This window comes from Acidithiobacillus ferridurans, from assembly GCF_003966655.1.
Lineage (GTDB): Bacteria > Pseudomonadota > Gammaproteobacteria > Acidithiobacillales > Acidithiobacillaceae > Acidithiobacillus > Acidithiobacillus ferridurans.
Genome location: NZ_AP018795.1, coordinates 2,383,902 through 2,407,029, shown reverse-complemented (window position 1 = coordinate 2,407,029; position 23,128 = coordinate 2,383,902). Strand labels below are relative to the sequence as shown.

25 protein-coding genes are annotated in these 23,128 nt (G+C 59.2%); 15 read left to right on the top strand and 10 right to left on the bottom strand.

What is annotated here, in order from left to right:
* Nucleotide 1: 1 nt before the first annotated feature.
* From relB to AFERRID_RS12370, 10 genes are all read right to left on the bottom strand, one after another.
* Nucleotides 2-322 (bottom strand): type II toxin-antitoxin system RelB family antitoxin, encoded by a 321-nt coding sequence (relB, locus tag AFERRID_RS15740; RefSeq protein ID WP_225981997.1) that lies wholly within the window; start codon nucleotides 320-322, stop codon nucleotides 2-4.
* Nucleotides 306-2,792 carry a type IV secretory system conjugative DNA transfer family protein gene (locus AFERRID_RS12410; protein WP_126605330.1) on the bottom strand — a complete coding sequence of 829 codons (2,487 nt, stop codon included), beginning with the start codon at nucleotides 2,790-2,792 and terminating at the stop codon, nucleotides 306-308. The genes relB and AFERRID_RS12410 overlap by 17 nt, the downstream gene beginning before the upstream one ends.
* A gap of 10 nt (nucleotides 2,793-2,802) precedes the next feature.
* Nucleotides 2,803-3,459: a lytic transglycosylase domain-containing protein gene (locus AFERRID_RS12405; protein ID WP_126605329.1), complete on the bottom strand. Its 657-nt coding sequence runs from the start codon at nucleotides 3,457-3,459 to the stop codon at nucleotides 2,803-2,805.
* Complete coding sequence (locus AFERRID_RS12400) at nucleotides 3,456-3,758, bottom strand: hypothetical protein (protein ID WP_126605328.1); 303 nt, start codon at nucleotides 3,756-3,758, stop codon at nucleotides 3,456-3,458. Before AFERRID_RS12400 ends, AFERRID_RS12405 begins: the two co-directional genes overlap by 4 nt.
* A gap of 10 nt (nucleotides 3,759-3,768) precedes the next feature.
* Entirely contained in the window at nucleotides 3,769-5,232 is a 1,464-nt protein-coding gene (locus AFERRID_RS12395; RefSeq protein WP_126605327.1) for a TrbI/VirB10 family protein, read from the bottom strand.
* 2 nt (nucleotides 5,233-5,234) lie between these two features.
* Nucleotides 5,235-6,245: a TrbG/VirB9 family P-type conjugative transfer protein gene (locus AFERRID_RS12390; RefSeq protein ID WP_226832925.1), complete on the bottom strand. Its 1,011-nt coding sequence runs from the start codon at nucleotides 6,243-6,245 to the stop codon at nucleotides 5,235-5,237.
* Between the two features lie 22 nt (nucleotides 6,246-6,267).
* Nucleotides 6,268-7,398 (bottom strand): TrbG/VirB9 family P-type conjugative transfer protein, encoded by a 1,131-nt coding sequence (locus tag AFERRID_RS12385; protein WP_126605325.1) that lies wholly within the window; start codon nucleotides 7,396-7,398, stop codon nucleotides 6,268-6,270.
* A gap of 12 nt (nucleotides 7,399-7,410) precedes the next feature.
* Complete coding sequence (locus AFERRID_RS12380) at nucleotides 7,411-8,079, bottom strand: VirB8/TrbF family protein (protein ID WP_126605324.1); 669 nt, start codon at nucleotides 8,077-8,079, stop codon at nucleotides 7,411-7,413.
* 309 nt (nucleotides 8,080-8,388) lie between these two features.
* Nucleotides 8,389-9,246 carry an oxygenase MpaB family protein gene (locus tag AFERRID_RS12375; protein WP_126605323.1) on the bottom strand — a complete coding sequence of 286 codons (858 nt, stop codon included), beginning with the start codon at nucleotides 9,244-9,246 and terminating at the stop codon, nucleotides 8,389-8,391.
* Between the two features lie 443 nt (nucleotides 9,247-9,689).
* Nucleotides 9,690-10,742, bottom strand: coding sequence for a LysR family transcriptional regulator (locus AFERRID_RS12370; RefSeq protein ID WP_232027572.1), 1,053 nt, complete (start codon nucleotides 10,740-10,742; stop codon nucleotides 9,690-9,692).
* Nucleotides 10,743-10,760: 18 nt separating this feature from the next.
* Here AFERRID_RS12370 and AFERRID_RS12365 point away from each other — a divergent pair, with 18 nt between their 5' ends.
* From AFERRID_RS12365 to AFERRID_RS12295, 15 genes are all read left to right on the top strand, one after another.
* Nucleotides 10,761-12,182, top strand: a complete 1,422-nt coding sequence (locus AFERRID_RS12365) for a form I ribulose bisphosphate carboxylase large subunit (protein WP_012536704.1) — start codon at nucleotides 10,761-10,763, stop codon at nucleotides 12,180-12,182.
* 91 nt (nucleotides 12,183-12,273) lie between these two features.
* Entirely contained in the window at nucleotides 12,274-12,606 is a 333-nt protein-coding gene (locus tag AFERRID_RS12360; protein WP_009567528.1) for a ribulose bisphosphate carboxylase small subunit, read from the top strand.
* A gap of 70 nt (nucleotides 12,607-12,676) precedes the next feature.
* On the top strand, nucleotides 12,677-13,105 hold the full coding sequence (locus tag AFERRID_RS15735) for a CsoS2 family carboxysome shell protein (RefSeq protein WP_232027570.1): 429 nt from the start codon (nucleotides 12,677-12,679) through the stop codon (nucleotides 13,103-13,105).
* Complete coding sequence (locus AFERRID_RS12355) at nucleotides 13,078-14,976, top strand: CsoS2 family carboxysome shell protein (protein ID WP_232027568.1); 1,899 nt, start codon at nucleotides 13,078-13,080, stop codon at nucleotides 14,974-14,976. The genes AFERRID_RS15735 and AFERRID_RS12355 overlap by 28 nt, the downstream gene beginning before the upstream one ends.
* 55 nt (nucleotides 14,977-15,031) lie before the next feature.
* Nucleotides 15,032-16,633 carry a carboxysome shell carbonic anhydrase gene (locus AFERRID_RS12350; protein ID WP_126605322.1) on the top strand — a complete coding sequence of 534 codons (1,602 nt, stop codon included), beginning with the start codon at nucleotides 15,032-15,034 and terminating at the stop codon, nucleotides 16,631-16,633.
* Nucleotides 16,630-16,878 (top strand): carboxysome peptide A, encoded by a 249-nt coding sequence (locus tag AFERRID_RS12345; protein ID WP_009567526.1) that lies wholly within the window; start codon nucleotides 16,630-16,632, stop codon nucleotides 16,876-16,878. Before AFERRID_RS12350 ends, AFERRID_RS12345 begins: the two co-directional genes overlap by 4 nt.
* Before the next feature lie 10 nt (nucleotides 16,879-16,888).
* Nucleotides 16,889-17,155 carry a carboxysome peptide B gene (locus AFERRID_RS12340; RefSeq protein WP_009567525.1) on the top strand — a complete coding sequence of 89 codons (267 nt, stop codon included), beginning with the start codon at nucleotides 16,889-16,891 and terminating at the stop codon, nucleotides 17,153-17,155.
* A gap of 31 nt (nucleotides 17,156-17,186) precedes the next feature.
* On the top strand, nucleotides 17,187-17,483 hold the full coding sequence (locus tag AFERRID_RS12335) for a BMC domain-containing protein (RefSeq protein WP_012536700.1): 297 nt from the start codon (nucleotides 17,187-17,189) through the stop codon (nucleotides 17,481-17,483).
* Between the two features lie 44 nt (nucleotides 17,484-17,527).
* Nucleotides 17,528-17,824 (top strand): BMC domain-containing protein, encoded by a 297-nt coding sequence (locus tag AFERRID_RS12330; RefSeq protein ID WP_012536699.1) that lies wholly within the window; start codon nucleotides 17,528-17,530, stop codon nucleotides 17,822-17,824.
* Between the two features lie 45 nt (nucleotides 17,825-17,869).
* The gene (locus AFERRID_RS12325; protein WP_012536698.1) at nucleotides 17,870-18,208 is read left to right on the top strand and encodes a BMC domain-containing protein; all 339 of its coding nucleotides are present in this window, start codon (nucleotides 17,870-17,872) and stop codon (nucleotides 18,206-18,208) included.
* Nucleotides 18,209-18,221: 13 nt separating this feature from the next.
* Nucleotides 18,222-18,665: a ferritin-like domain-containing protein gene (locus tag AFERRID_RS12320; RefSeq protein WP_012607171.1), complete on the top strand. Its 444-nt coding sequence runs from the start codon at nucleotides 18,222-18,224 to the stop codon at nucleotides 18,663-18,665.
* The gene (locus AFERRID_RS12315; protein ID WP_012536697.1) at nucleotides 18,662-18,940 is read left to right on the top strand and encodes a hypothetical protein; all 279 of its coding nucleotides are present in this window, start codon (nucleotides 18,662-18,664) and stop codon (nucleotides 18,938-18,940) included. Before AFERRID_RS12320 ends, AFERRID_RS12315 begins: the two co-directional genes overlap by 4 nt.
* Before the next feature lie 36 nt (nucleotides 18,941-18,976).
* Nucleotides 18,977-19,612: a ParA family partition ATPase gene (gene parA / locus AFERRID_RS12310; protein ID WP_126605321.1), complete on the top strand. Its 636-nt coding sequence runs from the start codon at nucleotides 18,977-18,979 to the stop codon at nucleotides 19,610-19,612.
* Nucleotides 19,613-19,887: 275 nt separating this feature from the next.
* Entirely contained in the window at nucleotides 19,888-20,691 is an 804-nt protein-coding gene (locus tag AFERRID_RS12300; protein WP_126605320.1) for a CbbQ/NirQ/NorQ/GpvN family protein, read from the top strand.
* A gap of 15 nt (nucleotides 20,692-20,706) precedes the next feature.
* Nucleotides 20,707-23,058: a nitric oxide reductase activation protein NorD gene (locus tag AFERRID_RS12295; protein WP_126605319.1), complete on the top strand. Its 2,352-nt coding sequence runs from the start codon at nucleotides 20,707-20,709 to the stop codon at nucleotides 23,056-23,058.
* Nucleotides 23,059-23,128 lie beyond the last annotated feature (70 nt).

Sequence of the window (23,128 nt, the reverse complement as noted above, 5' to 3'; positions counted from 1 at the left end):
CTCAGAATTTCCTTTGAGCAGAGGTTTCCGCTTCCGCGATGATCGCGTCCATTTCGGCCATCACCTCGTCATGCGGAATACTGGGTCGCTGATCAGCCAAGCTCGACGCGACCTTTGTACGCAGCCACGCAGTATAGCTGGCCTCCTGCTCGGCGGTCTCAAACTCGGAGATGATAGAAGGTAAAACGGCATTCATTCTGGACGCTCCTCTGGTATCGATCATCAGCGAGGGGTTAAAGAAAGCCCTCATGCGGTCCCTGATGTCTATATTAGGCGGTTTTCCCTCTTGCAGGAACCATCCACCATCATCCGTCGCCGTCATCCCCCATCAACCCCCCGATAACGCCTCTCTCCGCGTCCCGCTCGGACGTGTCATATTTCCCGTCCCCCGTGGGCTTGCGCCCCGCGAGTGGCTTGCACTCAGCAAAGGGCTTGCACCCCGCGAGGGGCTTGCACTCTCCTGCCACGGCGTCCAGATCGCCAGCCGCCGCGGCCAATGCCGCCCTTTCAGCCTCGCTTACTTCCTCGACAGGATCCTGCCCTTCCGGTTTTTTCTCGATATGGGGGATGGGTAGCGTTCCGCCGGACTCGCCCAGAATGGCCTTGTAGTCTTTCCTGGCTCCGGGGATGGAATCGCTCTTCTCTGGCCACCGAATGGATGCCCGATCGAGCCATTCCGGGTTCTTGAAATAGAGCAGCTGCTGTCCATAGATGGGATGAAAGCCCGCCGCGAATACCAGCATATCGCCGGGGGTCTTGATATTGGAGCCTTCCTTTTCCGGTCCCCGCAAGGTCATGACCTCATCCGCTGTCAGCAGGGGGCGGGACTGGTAGCTGAGGCTCGTCGAATAGCCCTTGTTCTGACCGAACAGGGAGCCGTCAAAACTCTGGTTGTCGTTTTCCATGGTCACCGTACGGGTGCCCAGCATGTCGGAGATCCACTTGGCCGTCTCGACCTGGTTGGGCGCGTAGGCCGCCCGGATGTGGCAGTTGCCGATGATGGTCTTGGCCCCGGCCTTGCCGTAGCCGTGGCCTTCATCTTCCAGCTGGGCGATGTCCTGGGTGATGAGGTACAGCTTGACGTTGTAGCCTGCGAGGAAGGCGATGCTGTCCAGGAACACATCGAGTTTGCCCAGGCTCGGGAATTCGTCGAGCAGCAAGAGCAGCCGATGCTGTCCCTTGGCGACGATTCGCCCGTCTTTCGCTTCCAGACGTTCTTCCGCGGTAAACTGGGAGGCAATCTGGTTGAGCACCAGGCGAATGAGGGGCTTGAGCCGGTTCTTGTCTTCCGGACTGGTGACCAGGTACAGAGAGACGGGTTGTTCGGCGTCCTGAAGGTCGGCGATGCGAAAGTCCGAATACTCGGTCCACTTCGCGACGATGGGATCGCGGTAGAGGGACAGGAAGCTCATCATGGTCGAAATGACGCCCGATTTTTCATTCTCGGCTTTGTTCAGCATCTCCCGCGCGGATTGCGCGATGACCGGATGGACCCTGGAGCACTGGCCGTTGCCGTCCCTCCAGCCATATTGCTCATCCGGGTCATGCTCCGTCTGCATCATGCGCTCAAAGGCTACGTCCACGCTTTCCAGCGTGGGATCGTTGAGGTAGGCGGCGACGCCCCGCAGGGTCTTGTCCGGCATGGCGTAGAGCACATGCAGGATGATGGACGTGAGCAGGGCAAAACCGGTTTTCTGCCAGTGATCGTTCAGGCCCTTGCCATCCGGGTCCACGATCATCGTGGCAATGTTCATCACGTCCTTGACTTCGTATTGGGTTCCGACACGCACCGCGTCCAGCGGGTTGAAGTGGCAACCTTCTTCGGATACCGATCCCGGTGAAAACTTCAGGATGTGGTGGCCCATGGCCTTGCGATAGCCCGCCGTCAGGTGGAAGTTTTCCCCCTTGATGTCATGCACGACCACCGAGTCCATCCAGCCGTCCAGCAACGTGGGCAGCACCAGGCCCACGCCCTTGCCCGATCGGGTCGGGGCAAAGACCAGGATGTGTTCCGCCCCGGTGTGCTGGAGTGGAGTGGCCACCCCGTTCTCGACGAAGGCCCCCACATAGCAGACATGGGGGGAGTCGAACCGGTCGAAAACCGTCGGCTCCGGGATCTCCGACAGGCGTTTCTGCTCCCTCTCCGCCCTCCTCTTCCGCCACTCGGCGGCCTCCTTTTTCCGCTTTTCCCGCCGCTCTTTCCAGCGGGCCCATTCGGAATATCCCTTGAGCCCCTTTGCAGGGTGCAAACCCTTCGCAGGGTGTAAGCCCTTCGCAGGGTGTAAGCCAAGCCAGGGGCGCAGAGAGTCCATCACCGTCTTTGGCGGGGGAGCGGGCAGGAGCGCCGCCCGGATCGCGTCACTTTTACCCGCCCAATGCGCTGAGCCATGCACAGGATTGTCCAGGACGGCTTTTTGCGCGTCCTTGTGCTTTTTCCCAAGTATCCCCGCCGTGAGCACGCCCAGCACCACGGCCGGCAGACCGGCGTCATAGAACGCCTGATGAATCACTGGATAGTGGATGTTCAGGATCATGGGCCGCAGGAACGGCAGGGGATCATATAGCCGCCAGCCGTAGGGCAATGCGATGTAGGCATGCGCCTTCTGGATGAAATCATCGGTCCACTGGTAGCCGGGAAACACGTCCCTGGCCACATAGGATATGCCCAACGTGTAACCGAGAACGCCCGCCGCAACGCCGGCGAGCGTCGTCTTGAGCCTGCCGCCCCGGGCGAGGCGCTGGACCTTGTAGTCGGAGACGGATCTGTCAGGGGCGTGGATCTTTTCTGTCATCTCGGCATCCTTATGGGAGAACCGGCCAGGAGTGGGAGTCATCTGATGGTCCGCTGGTTACCGCCTGAGGCGATTTTGCCTGCCACCGAAATTGGGGAAAGGGATTGCTCGGCAGTGCCGCGTTACCCTGGTTGCCCCAGGAGACGGTGCGCAATCGGCCGTAAGCGACAGGCTTGCGGCCGGCAGGCTTGCAGCCGGCAAGCTTGCAGCCGGCGGACGTGGGTACTCCAGCGGCACCCAGTATCCGGTTGGCATATTGGGCATCGCCCCGGAGTCGCCCGGAGTTGTACGCTTCAAAGGCGTGGTAGAGCGCTTGTTGGCCCCGGTAGCCGCTGGACAACGCCTGTTGCCAATCCATGTGCAGGATCTCGCCGCCAGCCCGAAGATTAGCACAGGCATTGAAGGCGTTCTGGGGCCTGAGTCCGAAGGCGGCGAAGTTCCCGGTATCCACCTGGGCCAGCCCTACGTCGACCCGCTGACCTGCGGCCATGGCGTGCCGCAAATACCGGATGGCCTGAGCCCGACTGCCGGGAATGACCATGCTCCGCGTACTGTTGTTCCATATCGCCAACGGGTTGCCCCCGGACTCCACCCGCACAATGGCGGCCATCGTCGAGGGTGCAACCATGGGGGCGCATTCCGCGTTGATCTGGGAGAGTAAAATCATCGCGAACTCCGTGACGATGCTGGGCGGGTATCTTCCGATTCCAGAATCCGATCGATCAGCGCGGAGACGCTCCATCTGCTTCCCTGAAAGCATTGCAGTCGTTCCAGCACGTCGGCAGGCAGGGTGATCGACATGGGGCGAAGGTGACGCCCCGGGTGCTGTTTCTCCCGGCGCCGGGCCAGATCCTGCAGGCCCTCATCGGACAGGGAGCGCACTTTCTGTGTCACAATCGCCGTTCGCCTTGCCGGCGGAAGCCCTGCGCAATCGTGCTCTGTTCGAATGATGATGCTTCCGCGCATTTTTCGCTCCTTACCCCTTGGCAGGGTGCAACCCCTTGGCAGGGCGCAGCCCCTTCGCAGGGCGTAACCCATAGGGATTGAGATTTGGCCCAAGCGCCGGGTCGACCATGGCCGATCCCGTCTGCATGGCTGGGTCGTAGGGGCCGGGGAAGACCATGTCATGCGCCACCACCACCGAGAACAGATAGCCGGTGGGAATGGTGATCGTGGGTGCGATGTCGATGTACTTTTCCAGCAGCTGGGATTCGGCTTCCCCAAAGGTCTGTGCCAGGGCTTGCTCGCTGTCCTGAAGCGCCACATTCCCGGACATCTGGCCTGTCACACTGGTCGATGTGGACGGAGAGGCAATCGCCATCCCTGCATCCACGATCGACATCAATAACGCATTCTTGAAGATCAGCCAGGTGTGGTCATTGACCTCCCCGGCGAAGCCGGCGTATCCAGCACCGCCTGCCCCTTCGTATCCCGGCAGGTTCATGGTGGTGCCGTTCGGAAACTCGATGCGCGTCCAGGCAACGGCCAGCCGGTTGATGCCCAGGGCCGTCTGTGTGTCATAGGTGCCCACCAATTTGGCGCCGGCAGGGATCAGGAGCGTTGCCCCATTCACGGACGAATAGACGTTCTGGCTGACCACCGCCGTGATCTCTCCCGGCAGATAGCTCTTGATGCCCGTCTGCAAAACGGCGGGAATGACCGACCCGGAAAGAATCTCGTAGGGGCTCGTCTCCCGGGTCACCAGGGGCGGCGGGGTCTTTTTCTTCGTTTTCCTGGCGCCATCGGCTGCTTGTTCTGCATCAGCCAGGGCTGCACCCGGCAGGGCTGCACCCGGCAGGGCTGCACCCGGCAGGGCCGTAGGGAGCACTGTCGGGCCCTGCGCGGACGGCGTTGACTCCGGCGTTTTCCAGGCAAGGCCCTCACCGGCTCCGCTCCCCGCGCTTCCCGTACCCAGGGCGGACGCGAAGGCGGCGTCCTGCGCTGCATAGGGATTCTTTGTGGGCGCTGTGGACGCTGGAGCCTTCGCTGGATGAGACTGGTCAGCATCACTGTTCGTGGCCGCGGTTGCCGACCTGCCAGCCCCTCCTCCAGGAGCGGTGGGCTTGTGGACCTGCTTCCGGTGCGCAGGGGCGACCGGTGCGCCAGTCCCGCTCGCCGGCTGGATAGTTTTGGCCTGCACCTGCGGCTTGGCGTTCCCGAACATCGGGTGACTTTGCAGATACTCATAGCCGCCATAGGCGCCCAGTCCGACCACCGCAGCCGCGATATAGAGCGGCGTCCGCTTGATGCGCGTCGCCATTCGGTCCCTGTCCGGCTTGACCTCGATTCCGGGCTGACTGGCTTGTGGGCATTGCTGCCCGCCAGGGCCTTGCGGCCTGCAAGGGCCTTTGCGGCTATCCACGGCGGGCTGTTGTCCCGCCGGGAGCAGCCCTTTCTTTTTCTGGAGCAAATCGGAGAAAAAGTCTTTGCCGCTTTTCATGGCTACGCTCCTGCCTCGTTCGTGAGGCGAATTTCGGCCAGGTGATTCCAGTTGCCCGTGAGCAGATCGATGCGGTAGGGGACGGCCCCCACGGCCAGCGTGTGCCCTTCCATGCGGTAGCCCACCAGCAAGGATTTGCCTGCCTGGTTGCGCACCAGAACCATCGGAGTTTTCCCTGTGGGCAGGCGGATATAGGTCATCCTGTCCTTGATGTCGCTGACCACGCTGATCGGCTGGACAGGCTTGCAGTCGCCGGTGAAACACTGCATTTTCCAGTCGAGATCGGCATGTGTGGCATTCACAGGTGGAGTATTGGCATGCGAAGCATGGGCGATGGGGGCCGTGGCCTGCCTGTCCTGGTAGCGTGTACCCACTTCCCTGGATTGGGGGAGATCGTGAGGGACGCGATAGAAGGACAGAACCGGCGTGAACCGGGAGGTACCGCTGACCAGGCCCACGGTGTACGTCAACGGGTAACCGTGGGGGCTGGTCGCGACGATCTGGATACTGCCTTTGAGTCCGGCAAAGCGGGGCATGATTTCCAGAATGGGATACCTGCTGGCTGCAAGTCTGCCAGCTGCAAGTCTGCCGGCCGCAAGCCCGCCGGCGGCGGTCTCCTTCACGACCCACTCGGCGCGTGGGGCGCCGACCAGGGAGACCGGCTGGACGCCCTTCCCCAGAATGACCACGGAGAAGTTGCCAGGGGCGGTCTGAAGCACCGGCAGGACTTGCCCCAGTGGCACGATGACCTCTCCGCCCGGGCGCGTGAATACGGGGAGCTGCGAGAGCGTGCCCAGGGCAAAGGCCCGCACCGATTGTTGCTCCACCGCCCGGATGGGTTCGCCATAGTGGATGTTCAGACTGTGCCGAAAAATCTGGGCGGTGTTCACCGTTCCGGCAATTGGCGCGGACTGTCCGGCAACTCCCGGCACCTTCACCGTGGATGCCATGGAAGCGGGTACGCTTGCTGCCATGGCGACGGTGGCCATCATCAACACAGACCGTTTTTTCATCGTTTTTGCCCCGTAGCGCATGTTACCTCCCCTCCTGCTGGATGGTGACCATCTCAGAACCCAGCCGTAACAGGATCTCGGCAGGAACTGAATCGACGACATAGGTGTTGCCCCGGATCTGGGTGTCGACTCCGATCAGGTGCCCACTGGCATTGCGGGCTTGCAGGATGGGAAAGCCCCCATGGCTCGCCAGCCCCTGGGGCATGTCGATGAAGGTATGGGTCCCATCGTCATACACGCGCAATGGACGGATCGGTTTGCAGTCGCTGGAACGGAACCATCCGCCGCCACCGCAATGAATGGACCAGCGAAGATTGACGTGGTTGAGACGGATATTGGGCAGAGGCAGTACATTGCCTTTATGGTCAGCAGCCGACTGATCCGTTGGTGCGTTGTCTGCCGTCTGCAAGGCTGCTGCCTGCGAGTCTGCTGACTGCAAGTCTGTTTTCCAGGAACGGACCTCGCCCCCGCTATCCTCGATCTTCAGGGCGGGAATGTAGCGCACTGCGTCACTGACCAGACGGATTTCATAGTTGATGGGCCTGCCCTGGTCGGTTGCGGCTACCACGATGTTTTGGTGGAGACCCTGGAATTTCGGGCTCAGGAAGATTTCCGGCTGTTTCCCAACCAGCGCCTGCTGCACATTCCATTCCGATTTGCTGACGCCGACGGTCGTCACGGGCCTGACACCGTCGGGCAGCTCGATGATGCAGGTGTGCAGCGGCGAGCAAACCAGCACGGGCCGACCGGCCAGGCTGTCGACGGTTCCGTTCGCGCCACTGATTACCGGAAGAGTGTTATCCATTGCCTGGGACGCCGTCAGCGACTGACGTGCCAGCCCTCTGGTTGCAGCACTTTCTGGGCCCTCGGGCGGGGTGGCGATGGACTGTTGCCACACCTGCACCGCCGCTATCCGCTCGGCAGCCTCCGGGGAGATGGCCGGGACCTTCTGGCGCGCAGATGTGGTGCCGCCAGATGCGGATGGTGTCGTGGACGGATGGGCGGAACCGGTTTTCGTTCCTGCGGGCTGTATTGGCGGTTTTCCCTGCAGCGAACCGATCGGCTTCACCGCAGGGAGTCCAATATCCACGCCAGCCAACGCCAATCCAGGAAGGACGGCGAGCCCCAAAGAAAGCCATGTCTTGGTTTTCATGTCATCTTCTCCTTACACCTGCGGACTGAATGCAAAGTGCGTGATGTAGATGCCGAATGGATTGCCTTTCAGGACATTGGGGTTGTTCGATGGCGGGACCGTCGCGTAAGTGACCGTGCCTTGCCAGTTCTGCTCGCCATCCACGCCGCCATGCGGGCCATAGTGCTTTACCAGGAAATCGACGATGTACGAGCCACCCTTGCCCGTCACCTGCCCAACGGGAACGGCGCTCTGGATCGTGACCGTGTTGCCCTGCGTCTTGTTGGAATAGGCCGCGTAGGGATTGTGCTGCGCGTAGAAGGCATCCAGCGAGGATTCCGCGCTCGATGCGATGTAATGATAGGATTCATCGATGAAGTGCTTCTGCACAAACTTGTCCGGGCTGCGCGTGAAAGCGAGCCAGGTGAAGCGGGAAACGATGTGCTGCACTACCGGCTGGGCGAATGAACCGGCCCGCACGGCCTGCGCCAGTTCCACAGCCTTGCCCAGTTTGTCCACTTCGACGACATAGGGCACGATATGGACACGGTCTGCCTCGTACACCATGCCCGCCCCAAACAGGGCGGCAATGCCGATAGCCGACAGGGCAGCGATGCGCCAGTTTCTCGCCTGCGCGATGTAGGAGCCGTAGCGCTCAAGCCATTCCTGGCGGGCAGCCAGATAATCGGGATTGCTCGACATGAAATAACCCTCTCAGATGATTCCTGAAAGGGTATAGATCGAGGGTTGGGGGGATAACCGGCATGGGGCGGCGTCGCCTTATGCCAGCCTACAAATGATTCCCTCTGCTGGATGACTGCAATCCATCTACTGGCGACTACCAAAGCTCAACGGCGGCAGGGCAGCGGAAGCAGCCATTCGGCGGACTGACCAGCATGTTCTCGCAACTCGTCACTAATGCTGTAAAACGTGGCAGTCTTATGAGCATGAATTTTGAGAATCGCGACTGGTAGATAGGAAAGGCCAAGAGCTTGTCTTTAAAGTAGACCTTCAATCCCGCTGCTGCGTAGGTTTTTCTGGGCCAAGATCTTCAATGCGATAGCCCTCTGGGTAGGTTGGCCGACGCAATTGCGTACGCATCACTGGTTTGTTTTTGATCGGTAGCGCACTGGCTATTCGTCCGCGTAAACGTAATGCACGGGTGAGCACTCGGCTCAACCAGATTGATTGTCCAGATAAGCCTAAAGCGTTTAGTAGGGGTCGATCCAGTAGAGCATAAACGGCAGGCCTTCCCAGTCGAAACAGTACGTGCGGCATATAAAAGCCCAGTAGCAAGTCTATCGTTTTTTCTGCGACACATCGGTTTGAATTGGAATAATGAAAACACTCTGCCTCATAGGAACGATTAAACTGCTCCAGCTCAGCATATTCATCATGAATATCTTGGATGTTCATGCGCACGCCTATGGCCCGCCAGAAGTGGAACCAGGCCAAGCGTTCTTTTTCTGATAGGGGGCGATGCCCGAAACGCGCTATCCATTGTATCGGTTCAAAAATAAACGTCAACAATACATATAGATAGTCCTTATTGCGAATCGTATATTTGGCGTGCTGGCGGTTGATGTTTTCAATGGCAGCCTGCCCTTGTGGACTATCGTAGCCGTGTTCAATCAATTCACTGAGGAGCAGGTCCGTATCATCGTAACGTTTGCGGGTCCGTTCAGTGAGTTCTCCTGTATGGCGAAGGAGAGCAGAAATACGAGGTACCGCATACGTGCGAAACAGGGCTAGTTCAAGCGCACGCGCGATATCAAAAGGATACACACAAGTTGCCATCAGAAAGGTGATTCGGCAGTGATCCTTGACCGGATCTAACTGGAGAATTTCACGATCATACGCCGTAGTCATGGATGATTTACAAAAAGCTTGGAAGGCATCGGTTATCCTATGCGCGCCTTATGAGCGCTTCATGTCTTGTAGAGAATCAGAAATCTATGGAGCTACATTATCCTACCATGACAGGAGACGGGTAAAGTACAATGAAGAATTCACTGATCCAACAATGGTCCGCTTGTTTACTTCTAACACATGAGTCAGACTATCAAGCAGAATAGCATCCAAATACCGGCAGGATAAAGGAAGACACGATACATACTCCCGTGATTTATCGGCCTTCTGCAGTGCCACACCCTTACTTTGCCATAAACGGAGTCGCAGCGTGTTTCTTCGGCGCGATTTGCGGCACCCAGGGCCGATTACTACGCTTTCATGGGATGAACCTCCTTGTTCAATGGGCCCCCATCGTGGCATCGGACCGCGGCTGGGGGGAAGGGGACGTTCATCCCATTACTTCATTCTTGAGCGCGCCATTCCTTTTCACCATGTGCAGATACCGCAAACAGGCACCCCATAAAGGCCCTGACGATTGGAGAAAGCAGTTTTCCCGCCGGATAAACCGCATACCACTTGCGCTCTAGAGGAAACCCACGCACGTCGAGAATCACCAGTTCGCCGCTGGCAAGTTCCGCGTGTATCGTACTTGCCGACAGCACGGCAATGCCTAAACCGCCAGCCACAGTCTGCTTGACAGCCTCATTACTTCCAAATTCCATACGTGTTCTGAGAACAACGCCGTGTTGCTCGAAAAACTTCTCTGCAGCCAGACGTGTTCCCGAACCGGGTTCGCGCAAAATAAATGGTGCGTCTCGTAGACGTGATGGCTCAAGGTCTTTTTCCGACGCCAGGGGATGATCCGATCGGGATACCACCACTAAGGGATTATCGGCGAAAGCTTCCGCGACGACGTTTATGTGTTCCGGCGGCTGACCCAGGATGTAGAGGTCGTCCTGGTTACGCGCAAGCCGCTCCAGCAGTGCTTCCCGATTACCAATAAACAAAGCAGTAGCAACACCAGGATGCTCCGTACAGAACCCTCCCATAATACGTGGAATAAAGTATTTAGCGGTAGAGAGCGTGGCGACCTTCAAGCTGCCCTTCTCCAGTCCTTGAAGAGCGGCTATCTCTTGAGTGAAATATTCCAGTCGATCCAGCACATCGTGGCACGCCGATGTCAGCGCCTCCCCCGCCGGGGTCAGGTAGATTTTCTTGCCAATCTGATTAAAAAGCGGCTGGCCGACTGCCTCGGCGAGTTGCCGGACCTGAATGGACAGAGCAGGAGGTGTCAAATGTAGCTCTTCAGCGGCACGGGCGAAGCTCATGTGCCGAGCTACGGCAGCGAAGATCTTGAGTTGGTGCAAGGTTGCATGACGGATAGACATGCCAATAGTAAACCATACTAAATTATAATAGTAAATATATTTTACTTTTATATAGTTACAGATCGTCCACAATGCTACCCAAGCATTGGAACCTGGCAGGTGGCTCCAATCACCATCGTCTACCATGACACAAGGAGAGCAAGCATGGCCGTAAAAAAGTATGAGGCCGGAGTAAAGGAATACCGGCAGACCTATTGGGCCCCCGAGTACGTGCCTTTGGACTCTGATATCTTAGCCTGTTTCAAAATTACGCCACAACCAGGGGTGGATCGTGAAGAAGCCGCCGCCGCGGTAGCCGCCGAGTCTTCTACCGGCACCTGGACCACGGTGTGGACCGATTTGCTGACTGACATGGATTACTACAAAGGCCGTGCTTATCGCATCGAAGATGTGCCGGGCGATGACACCAGCTTTTACGCATTTATCGCCTATCCCATAGATTTGTTCGAAGAAGGGTCCGTGGTTAACGTATTCACCTCTTTGGTGGGTAATGTCTTCGGCTTCAAGGCAGTGCGTGCACTACGCCTGGAAGATGTACGCTTCCCACTCGCCTACGTCAAAACCTGCAACGGACCGCCCCACGGCATCCAGGTCGAGCGCGACAAGATGAATAAATATGGCCGACCAATGCTCGGCTGCACCATCAAGCCCAAGCTTGGTCTATCTGCCAAGAATTATGGTCGTGCAGTCTACGAGTGTCTGCGCGGCGGTCTGGATTTCACCAAGGACGATGAGAACGTCAACTCGCAACCCTTCATGCGCTGGCGCGATCGGTTTCTGTTCGTGGCTGATGCGATCCACACGGCCGAAGCTGAAACTGGTGAGCGCAAAGGACACTATTTAAATGTTACAGCACCCTCGCCCGAGGAAATGTATGAGCGGGCAGAGTTCGCCAAGGAACTCAATATGCCCATCATCATGCACGACTTCCTTACGGGTGGTTTCTGTGCCAATACCGGTCTGGCGCGTTGGTGCCGGAAAACCGGCACCCTGCTACACATCCACCGTGCCATGCATGCGGTTGTGGACCGTAATCCGCACCACGGCATTCACTTTCGGGTGCTCGTCAAGGCGCTTCGTCTGTCGGGTGGTGATCACCTGCATACAGGCACGGTGGTTGGCAAACTGGAAGGTGACCGCGCCTCCACTCAAGGGTGGGTCGACCTGCTACGCGAATCGTTCGTCCCTGAGGATCGCAGTCGAGGCATCTTCTTCGACCAGGACTGGGGATCCATGCCAGGTGTGTTCGCAGTAGCCTCTGGCGGTATCCACGTCTGGCACATGCCGTCGTTGTTAGCAATCTTTGGCGATGATGCGGTATTCCAGTTTGGTGGCGGGACGCTAGGGCACCCATGGGGCAACGCTGCCGGAGCAGCTGCCAATCGTGTCGCGCTAGAGGCGTGTGTGGAAGCGCGCAATGAAGGTCGCGATCTCGAGCGCGAGGGCAAGGACATTCTCACCAACGCAGCGAAAGACAGTCCAGAGTTAAAAATTGCTCTGGAAACCTGGAAAGAGATCAAGTTTGAATTTGATACCGTGGACAAATTGGACGTGGTGAATCGCTGATTCTGTGACAGTAATCGCAAAGGCGCAAACGAAAACCCGCGTGGCGCGAGGCTTGACGGCTCGCTCCGCGCGCCAAAGAAAGGAATAGAAAATGGCTGACATTCAAGACTACGACTCAACACCCAAGTACGAAACCTTCTCCTATTTGCCGGCAATGGGACCGGAAAAAATGCGTCGTCAGATCGCCTATCTCGTGAACCAGGGCTGGAACCCCGGCATCGAGCATGTGGAGCCTGAACGCGCATCAACATACTACTGGTACATGTGGAAACTGCCCATGTTCGGCGAGCAGTCAGTGGACACCGTTATTGCCGAACTGGAGGCATGCCATCGCGCCCACCCCAACCATCACGTGCGCCTGATCGGGTATGACAACTACTCGCAGAGCCAGGGCAGCGCTTTTGTGGTGTTCCGCGGGCGATAAGCAAGATCGGTGCGGGGCTATCCAGCGGGTGGCCCGCGCAGGGGTTTGATGGATACGGAAGGATCAAGTCATGAGTGACTCTATGGCAAACAATATGGCGTCCCCACGCTCGACACGTGCCGCTGCGCTGGAGCGGCGGCGGGCACTGTCGCACAATGGTGCCGCCGCGCTGGGGGCAAAACCATCCGCATCGGCGGCGCGGACAGTGGGCAATATGGCCGCCATGGAGGCGACAGGGGCTACCGGCAAGTCGCTTTCCCGTGCGCGCCGTGAGGCATTGTCGCAGGGTGGCGCCATAGGGCTTGCGCAAGCCAACTCTACTGCGCATACGGGGATTCGTGTCATTGCCTCGGATACACCGACTGTCACCGCTGCGCCTGTAGAAGCGGCAGCTGCCGCGCAAGACTTACCCCCCCGAATGGCTGTGGCTGCAAAGGTAAGGACGCAACTGAAATCGCCGAGCGGGAACAGTTGCTCGAAGCGGTATGCGCGCTGGTAGACGAAGACCCGGCATCAGTGGCCGGGCCGAGCGCCTCCGCGGTGCGCAAACTCTGCCAGGAGCGTCGCCGCGCGCTTTCCACTCAGGGAAAGGTAGCGTCGTCTTGTAGCCGTGTTTCACGTATATCGCACAACAGCGGTCAGCCCGACGCCTTGGCAGGATTGAGCGGGCGCGACGCCGCCCAGGCACGCCGTGAAGCCATGTGCCAAAAAGGGCGCAGCGATCAGTCCGCATATCGACCCAGCGGCCGGACCCGTCAGAAGCCTGCAGCACCTGCCAAAGTGGAGCAAGGGACTACCCTGAGTGGCACATCCGTGACCGGCACCCAGGTGGAACGCAGCGCCAAGGTCACGGGTGCCGAGCCGGGCAGTTGCCTGGCCATCACCGGCACTGAATATATTGGCACCGAGCAATACGGCGCATTGTGCACCGCCACCCCGGAGCCGGCTCCCGCTAAGGTGAATGTAGGCCGGACCACCCGAGGCCAGCGTGTGAGCGGCGTCGAGCTTGGGCACAGCGTGAAGGTCACCGGAGATGAACATGGCACCTGTAAGGCCGTGACCGGCACCGAATATCTCAGCGCCGACAAATTTGAATCCTTTTGCGCAACCCGGCCAGCGCTGACTCCGGCCAAGGTCAGCGTAGCGGCCACCGAGGCTGGTCAGCGCGTGAGTGGAACCGAAGTCGGGCGCAGCGCCAGAGTGACCGGGGATGAGCCCGGATCCTGCCGCAAGCTTACCGGCAGCCAATATTACCAGCCGGAGTCGTTTGGCAGCCTGTGTCGCGACGGCGGCAGCGCTCCACACAAGGTGAGCGTGATGAGTACGCTGCGCGAGCATGCTTTGACGGGTACGGAGACCGCCCCTGGAAACCGCGTGACGGGTACGGAACGTGGAGTTTGCGCCAGTGTGACGGGCACCGAATCTGCTGGACTGGCTCAGTATCAGGCCTGCAACCGCAAACCCGTTCCTACACCGGAAAAAGTCGGCGTGACGCACACCTGGCACGAACAGCCGGTATCCGGCACGTCAGTGGAACGCAGCCCCAAGGTCACCGGGGATGAATATGGCGGTTGCCAGCCTGTCACGGGCACGGAATACGCGGGTCCCGATCAGTACGCGGCATTTTGTGCCTCGGACCACCAGGCCACAGCACAAGCACTGATGGCAAAACAAAGTGGCGTCGCCGATGCGATGATGACCGGCATCCGGCTGGGACCGGACAACAAAGTGACCGGATCTGCTCGTGGTGAAGGGCAGGTTTTGAGTGGCACCCCTTATGCGGGCACTGATCAACGGGCACTGCACAAGAGTGGAAATGGGACGCGGATGCATCCACTCACCCGTGGCCCAGCCGATGCGCCGCATACGGCAGTCGCTGCCCCGGAGGTGGCAGCAGTCCGCGGAAATTTTAGCGTCACGACTCCCGCGCGCAGCGCGCAGGAGAGACCGCTCAACCGGGTTACCGGTACCGCCTATGGCGCAGTGGGACGTATTACCGGTCCGGTGAATCTGGCGGCTGGTCTGGTTTCCGGCACACCTGAGTTCCGTTATCGCGATGAGGCCTATGGTGCCGTGCCAACGACCGCCGCAACAGAAGTGCCGCGCAGTCGCCTCACCGGAGACGGGCACGAGGGCGGTTTTGCCATCACGGGGGCCGCATGGAGGCGCAATGAAAGCATTACCGGCACCGAAGGCACATCCACGCGCCGCAACCAGACCTTGCGTGGAGATCAACGCGGTAAGGTGCTTGGGGCTTCCCAGATGAAAGACCGCGAGCGGCCGGCGTTGCCGACCAGCCGAGTGACCGGCAGCAGCGGCAACGATGCCAAAGGCTCTCCGATCACCTATTCCGGCGGTGCACGAGGTTGATGTGATACCGACGGCGACTGTACGCCCACACACGCAGCATGGACCAGAGATTGCGATGAATACGAGAAACCGTCCCGGGCGGCATGTGAGCCCTCAGCCAGGAGTAAACCGACCACCTTACGGTCTGGGTACGCCGGCCAGCACGCTGCAAGCGCGGCCGCAGAAACCGGTATTTGCGGCGCGGGACCTTGTACTCAACCCGAAGAGTGCACCCAACCCGGCCTGCTCGTCGGATCCGGCACGGCCTTGTCGGCACCCGCTCACCAATGAGTTGGAGAACCACCGCCTGCTGGCCCACGAACAGGCGGTGAAGGGGCACTTCGCAGCCATCATTCCGGCGCTAAAGCACCTTGCCGCCCAGCAGCATGAGGCCGATTTTCTCGAACGCGCACAGCGCGTTGCCCACACGGATCTTGGCTTCCTGTTACCGGCAGGAATTCTGGAGGATGCCTGGATAGCTAACCTGGATATGCGCGCGCTGTATGGGGCGTGCGTCATGCACACCATTCGCCTGATGGCGGAGCAAACGCAGGCCGTGCCGCAGAATTCAGACGAGGTGACTTCGTTCTTGCTCGACTGTGGCTACCACGCGGTGGATATCACACCGTGCTCGGACGGGCGGCTGAAGGGCTTGGTGCGCTACATTCTGCGCTTGCCCGATGACGCGGTGCGCAGCCGCAAGGCTTACGCCGGGGCCATGTTCGACGTTGAGGCCAATGTCAAACGCTGGATCGAAACCGAACTGATGCGCTATCGCGAAGGCCGTCCGGTGTCTGCCGATGCAGGTACGCGGTACCTAAAAATAGCGGTCTACCACTGGAGCAGTTCCGACCCCGCCCACGAGGGTTGTGCGGCGCATCACAGCAGCGAGAGGGATGCTGCAGAAGCAGGCCTGGGGCGGTTGCGTGAATTTCGTCAGGCCATCGAAAACAGTTTTTGTTGCGGTGCCTCGGTCGACACCTTACTGATTGGTGTCGATACGGATACCGACGGCATTAAAGTGCATGTGCCCGACGCGGATGGCGAAATGAGTTTATATCGCTGCGTCAGCAATCTGACGTTATATAAAGAAACGGTTAACGATGATGCCAGCAATGCACGACTCAAGGTGTATCAGGCAATTCAAGCCGCCAGCGCTACGGACGGATGGGGCAAGGGCAACGGCGAACCACACGAGGGTATGCGCCGACTCATTGCCACGCTTCTGATCAACAACCTGTCGCAGATTGAGTATGTATGCGGCAACTGGGGTGGGCGCTACCCGGACATCGGCCATAACGAGCGATTCATCAGCGTGGGGGATGGATTTGAGGAATTCCAGGTACGCAACCTGGCGTATTTCGTTTACTTGCACACGGTGGAAGAAGGAGGGCCGGATCTGGACGTGGGCCTTCAGATTTTTAGCACGCTTAATGTCCTGCATGGATTACCCGTGCCTGTGGCGATTCATTTCCGCTATGACCGTCGCGTGCCCGGCAGTCGCGAACGCACTGTAGAACGCTGTCAGCGGGTCAAAGCCGCGATCGAGGCGCGCTATGCGGAATTGCATCGGCAGGGTTTGCTGGTCTGCGGCATGACCGTGCAGGACAAGCCCCCGGGCAGCCCGATCGAACCGGTCGAGGCGAATGGTGCCTCAGCATTACGGAGCGCACGATGAAGATTTGTCAGGTGGAAAAAACCCTGGTTTCGACCAACCGGATCAAGGAAATGGGGCATCGCCCACTGTTGGTGGTAAAGGAAAAAGGCGGTGCAAGAAGCATCGCCGTGGATGCGGTGGGATGTGTTTCTGGCGACTGGGTGATTTGCGTGGGTTCATCCGCAGCGCGCGAAGCGGCGGGCAGCAAAGACTTTCCGAGCGATCTTACCATCGTCGGCATCATCGACCACTGGTCGGAAGATTAGGATATCCGATATGGACATTATGCGCGTCGTCTCTGATCTCGTGGCCACCCGGAGAATACCCGGGCTGCAGAATGCATCGCTCCGGGTACTCACCGATGCGAAAGGTCGGATCAGCGTGGCCGCCGACCCAGTAGGTGTGCCACCAGGCAAATGGGTGATTGCCGTGAGCGGTTCGGCAGCCCGTTACGCTGCGGGAGATTACCGGATACTGACAGACCTGACCATCGCCGGGATCATTGATCATTGGGACCCCAGCGGTAGCCAGACAGGAAACTAACCATTTTTTTAACCCAAAAGGAGTAGTGGACATGGCAAACGTAAGCGGAGTGGCACTGGGTATGATCGAGACGCGCGGCCTGGTGCCGGCGGTTGAAGCGGCAGACGCGATGACCAAGGCGGCAGAAGTGCGTCTGGTGGGTCGCCAGTTCGTGGGCGGCGGCTACGTCACCGTGCTGGTGCGCGGTGAGACCGGTGCGGTAAATGCGGCAGTACGCGCCGGAGCAGATGCGTGTGAGCGTGTCGGTGACGGACTGGTAGCCGCCCACATCATCGCCCGCGTACACAGTGAAGTGGAGAATATTCTGCCCAGCAGCCCGGTGGAATGAGCAGTATTACTTGAGTCAACTGAACCAGAGAAGGAGTAATGAAAATGGCAAACGTCAGCGGAGTGGCACTGGGTATGATCGAGACGCGCGGCCTGGTGCCAGCGATTGAAGCGGCAGACGCGATGACCAAGGCGGCGGAAGTGCGTCTGGTGGGCCGCCAGTTCGTGGGCGGTGGGTATGTCACCGTACTGGTGCGCGGTGAGACCGGTGCGGTAAATGCGGCGGTACGCGCCGGAGCAGATGCGTGTGAGCGTGTCGGTGACGGACTGGTAGCCGCCCATATCATCGCCCGCGTACACAGTGAAGTGGAGAATATTCTGCCCAGCAGCCCGGTGGAATGAACCGTATTATTCGAATCAACCGAACCGGAACATGGAGTGATGGGAATGATAAATGTCAGCGGAGTGGCACTGGGTATGATCGAGACGCGCGGCCTGGTGCCGGCGATTGAGGCGGCGGACGCGATGACCAAGGCGGCAGAAGTGCGCCTGGTGGGCCGCCAGTTCGTGGGCGGCGGCTATGTCACCGTGCTGGTGCGCGGTGAGACCGGTGCGGTGAATGCGGCGGTACGGGCAGGGGCGGATGCGTGTGAGCGTGTTGGCGACGGACTGGTGGCCGCCCATATCATCGCCCGCGTGCACTCAGAGGTAGAAAACATACTACCGAAGACGCCCGATGCCGGTGACAGCGGCCTGGATGGCGTGGTCAGCCAGTCACTCAGCTAGCGCCGGCGCGGCCATGGCGAACGATCCGCGAATGACGGGCTACCTGACGCGCGCGCTCAGTGCCGAGATGGCCGCCGTGCAACAGTATCTCACCCAGGCCAGCCTGACCGCCATGTGGCAGTTGAAGGAATACAGTAGCCGTTTCCGCCGTGATGCGGAAGAAGAGCTCGGACATGCACAGCAATTGATTGAGCGCATGTTGATATTGGGTATTGCTTCCAATGGTACGCAACTGCCGCCCATTCGTCCGGGTCGATCCCTGGAGGAAATGCTACTGATCGATCGCGGACTGGAGATCGACGTGATCCGCCTGTATGAAGAAGCGGCCCACTACTGCGCCCGCATGCGCGCAGAAGAGTTACAAGCCTTGTTCGCCGGTCTGCTGCAAGAGGAGTTGGGTCACTTGCGCGACCTGGATCACCTGTTGATCGAGATGCATCGAGGAGCAACATCATGAACGCTGTAAAGGATCTGAATGCGGCCTCATCAGGACCACAGGAACTTCTGCCCACGCTGAACTGGCGATTTGAGTTTGGAAGTTACGTTCAGACACGCCATTTTCTGGATCAAATGGCTGATCTGTCCAAACGCGAGGGCTACTATCCGAATGTGAGCTTCGGGAAAACCTACGTCAACATCAGTATTGATGCCGAAGGTCGGGCTGAGCTGACCGAGCGCAACTCCAGATTCACTGGCGAGATGGAAGCGCTGGCCGCTACGGCAAGAACCTAAACCGGCGGACCGATAGAATCGGCACCAGGGGCAAGCATGGCGGACAGCATCATCGCGGTAATCAACCAAAAGGGTGGTACCGGCAAAACCACTCTGGCGTTAAATCTCGCGGCGGGCTTGGCTCGGCGGGGTTCTACTCACCTGATAGATGCCGATCCTCAGGGTTCGATCAGTCAGTGGGTCGCCATGGCAGATGGTAGCGCCGGACTGCCGCCGGTGGCGCAGGCTGGTCGTGATCCCTTCGCTACCATTGCGCAACTGGCATACACCTACCGCTACGTGGTGGTGGACTGCCCGCCCGCCATTCAGGGTGACGTGGTCGCCGCGGTGATGCGCTCGGTTCAGGTGATATTAATTCCGGTGTTGCCCTCCCCAATTGATCTGTGGGCCATCGTGGGGATGGCGGCAGCGCTGGGCGGAGTCCGGCGCTTGAATCCAGGCTTGCGTGCAGGCCTGGTGCTGAATCAACTGGAATCGCGTAATGCCCTGTCCCGCGCCATGCGCGAGGCCCTGGCGGAGTTTGACGTACCGATATTGCAGGCCGGCATGCAGCGGCGTGCGGCTTACCGCAGCGCTGCGGTTGAAGGGGTAAGCGTCTACGGACTGGGCAAACGCGCCCAAGCAGCCGTAGCGGATATGGAAGCGATCATTGAGGAGGTCTTATGCCTGTGAAGAAATTGGGATCCAAACTGGCGCAAGGGGTACGCCAGGTTCAAGCGCAGCAAGTCGAAAAGTCGGCACCGATAGTAGACGCGTGTGCTGCTGCGGCACCAGACGCCCAACCGAATGGTCTGAGCACGGTCCGTCCGGGCGAGAAGCCTCCGCCATTATCGAACTCCACTGAGGAAAAACGGCCCTCTGCACCTCGCTCAGAACATCAGCAGAGGCTGCACCCGCGTCGGGTTTGGCCAGATTAAACGCCTCATTTTTGGCTTCAGGAGTGAAAAATGTCACCAGAAATTGATCAATATCTCGTTCGTAATATGCCTTATTACCGCACCGTAGCCGAAGAAGTCGACCTGTACGAAGCCGCCTATTCGGTACGCATGCCAATGATGCTGAAAGGACCCACAGGCTGCGGGAAAACGCGCTTTATTGAATACATGGCGTGGAAACTGGGTAAGCCACTGATCACTGTGGCGTGTAACGAAGATATGACGGCATCCGACCTGGTCGGCCGTTTCTTGCTCGACGCTTCCGGCACCCGCTGGCAGGACGGCCCGCTGGCCATTGCCGCGCGTTTTGGAGCCATCTGCTATCTCGACGAAGTGGTGGAAGCCCGCCAGGACACCACGGTGGTGATCCACCCGCTCACCGACGCGCGGCGTGTGCTGCCGCTGGAGAAGAAGGGCGAACTGGTGCAGGCCCATCCCGATTTCCAGATAGTAATTTCCTACAACCCGGGCTATCAGAGTCTGATGAAAGACCTGAAACAGTCTACCAAACAGCGTTTCGGTGCACTGGATTTCAACTATCCTGCACACGACATAGAAACCGAGATCGTCGCCCACGAAACCGGCGTCAGCGTTGAAATCGCCGGCAAGCTGGTGTCCATCGCCGAACGCGCGCGCAACCTCAAGGGACATGGTCTCGACGAGGGTATCTCCACACGCATGCTGATCTACGCTGGCAGTCTCATTACCAAAGGTGTGGAACCCCTGGCGGCGTGCCACATGACGTTGGTGCGCCCGATCACCGATGATCCCGACATGCGCGATGCGCTTGACGCGGCGGTGAGTACTTTTTTCTGATATCCGGAGCCGAAAATGGCGGTCGAACTCGAAAAGTACCAGGACATATTGGCCGAACTCGGGGAGCACGCCGTCGAAGTGCTGCGTGCCTCCTGGGATGAGGCAGCGCGAGTATTCACCCCGCGTGGACTGGAAAATTACTATTTGAATGGCGCGACCAGCCTGAAATCCCTGGGACGCGGCACTGATCTAGTGGTGTCGTTCATTCAGAGCGCACCGGCGGTGGCGCACGAACTGGGCGAAGATGCCGTCCGCGAAATGCTGGCCGCCGCCATCAAGATGTACTCCAAGACCAGCGCTACCGTCATTGCCGCGATGTTTTCCAGCAGTCCCGTGGCGGCTGCGCGGCTGGGTGATCCGGAGCTGTTCCGTGGCTATTTGCACTTGCTCGACACCCTGCTCGCGCAAGCTCCGCGCGGCGTGCGTCCGATGCTGGATCACCTCAGCACACTCCTGGGCCAGCTTACCCTGGGCGGGCTGCGGCGCTGGGCGCTGTGGGGCGCGCAGGCGCACAAGACCGACTTCGACGGCCAGGCAAAATATTTCGCGCTGGAAAGCCCGGAATCCATCGGCGTACTGCAAAAAGAACGCAAGGGCACACTGTTCATCGATGTGCAGCGCCGCATCAGCATGTATTTGCGCGCGCTATGGGGCCGCGATTTCTTCATGCGTCCCACCAGCGGCGACTTCGAGCAGCGCGAAGGCTACCGCCCCTCGATCGAGGGGTACATCATACATCTCCCCGATGCGTATGATGATCTGGTGTGGCAGGCACCGTCAGGTGAGGAAACGCACATTCACGGCATTGAGCTATACCGCGCCAGTGCCGCCCACGCGGCCTGCCATCAGGTATACACCACAGACCAATTCGACAGCACTGGGCTAAGTACATTGCAGAGTGCGCTTATTGGCCTGATCGAAGATGCGCGCGTGGAAACCATTGCCCTCAAGCAATTTCCTGGCCTCAGGCACATTTGGTTGCCGCTGCACACGGCAACGCCCGCGTCTGGCAATGAAGCCGCGTCCTTGATGGCGCGTCTGGCGCATGCACTACTAGACCCGGATTACCGCGATGACCATCCTTGGGTGGCGATGGGTCGCCAGATATTCAGCGAGCAACAGGAACGGCTGGTCTCCACCGAATGGTCGCGGGAGGTCGGGCTGCGCCTTGCCGCGGAAATGCTGCAGCTCGGTGTGGCCTATTCAGCCACTACTGATGTGCCAGATATCCCCTACCGCGATGACAACCGTTATATGTGGGAGTTCGAGGATATCCGCGCAGACGGGCAGGTAATCGCCGGCGTCACCACACAGCAAATCCGCAAGTACGTCAGCGTGATGGAAATGGTCAACGCCCTCGACGTGCCCGGCGCAGGCGACGACGCGAACGAAATATGGGTGCTATCCAGCGAATTTTTCCGCGACGAGGAACCCACCAGTCTGAACCAGCAGGAGGGGCGCGAGCCACCGCCGGATCCCTACCATTACCCGGAGTGGGACTACCAGATGCAGTTGGAGCGCCCAGAGTGGTGCACCGTACTGGAAAAGCCTGCCAAGAGTGGCACGTTGGAGACCATCCATGAAATTGTAGCCAAGCACAAACCTATCATCGGCCGACTCAAGTTTCTGATCGAAGCATTGCAGCCGCAAGGGGTGCAGCGCCTGCGCAAGCAGGAGGATGGCGACGAAATCGACCTGAACGCCGCTGTGCGCGCCATGATCGAGATGCGTATGGGCGAGCAGCCCGATCCGCGCATCATGATGCGCAATGTGCGCAAGGTGCGTGATCTCTCGGTGCTGCTGCTGATCGACTTATCCGAATCTACCAATGACCCGGTGCTGGGTTCGAACAGCACCGTGTTACAACTGGCACGTGAGGCCACGGTGCTGCTCGCCGATGCCCTCGACAAGATCGGCGACCCCTTCGCCATTCATGGATTCGATTCAAACGGCCGCCACGATGTGGAATATTTTCGCTACAAGGATTTCGGTGCGTCTTACAACGATCAGGCCAAATCCCGCCTGGCGGGTATGAGCGGACAGTTATCCACGCGCATGGGCGCGGCGATCCGTCATGCCGGCTCGATTTTGAAACGTCAGCCCAGCAACAAAAAACTGTTGCTGGTGATCACCGACGGTGAGCCGGCGGATAACGATGTGCGCGATCCCCAATACCTGCGATATGACGCCAGGAAAGCGGTGGAAGATCTGACCCAAGCCGGCATCGCGCCCTACTGCCTGAGTCTTGATCCCAGAGCCGACCAGTATGTATCCCGCATTTTTGGCGCAAAGAACTATGTGGTTCTGGATCACGTGCAGAGGCTGCCAGAAAAGCTGCCGATCCTTTACATGGGACTCACCCGATGAAAAACCTGCCGCGCGATGAAGGGTGAGCGATTTGTGCAGTGTCAGGCATTACAGGGGGTAGATCCTGTGA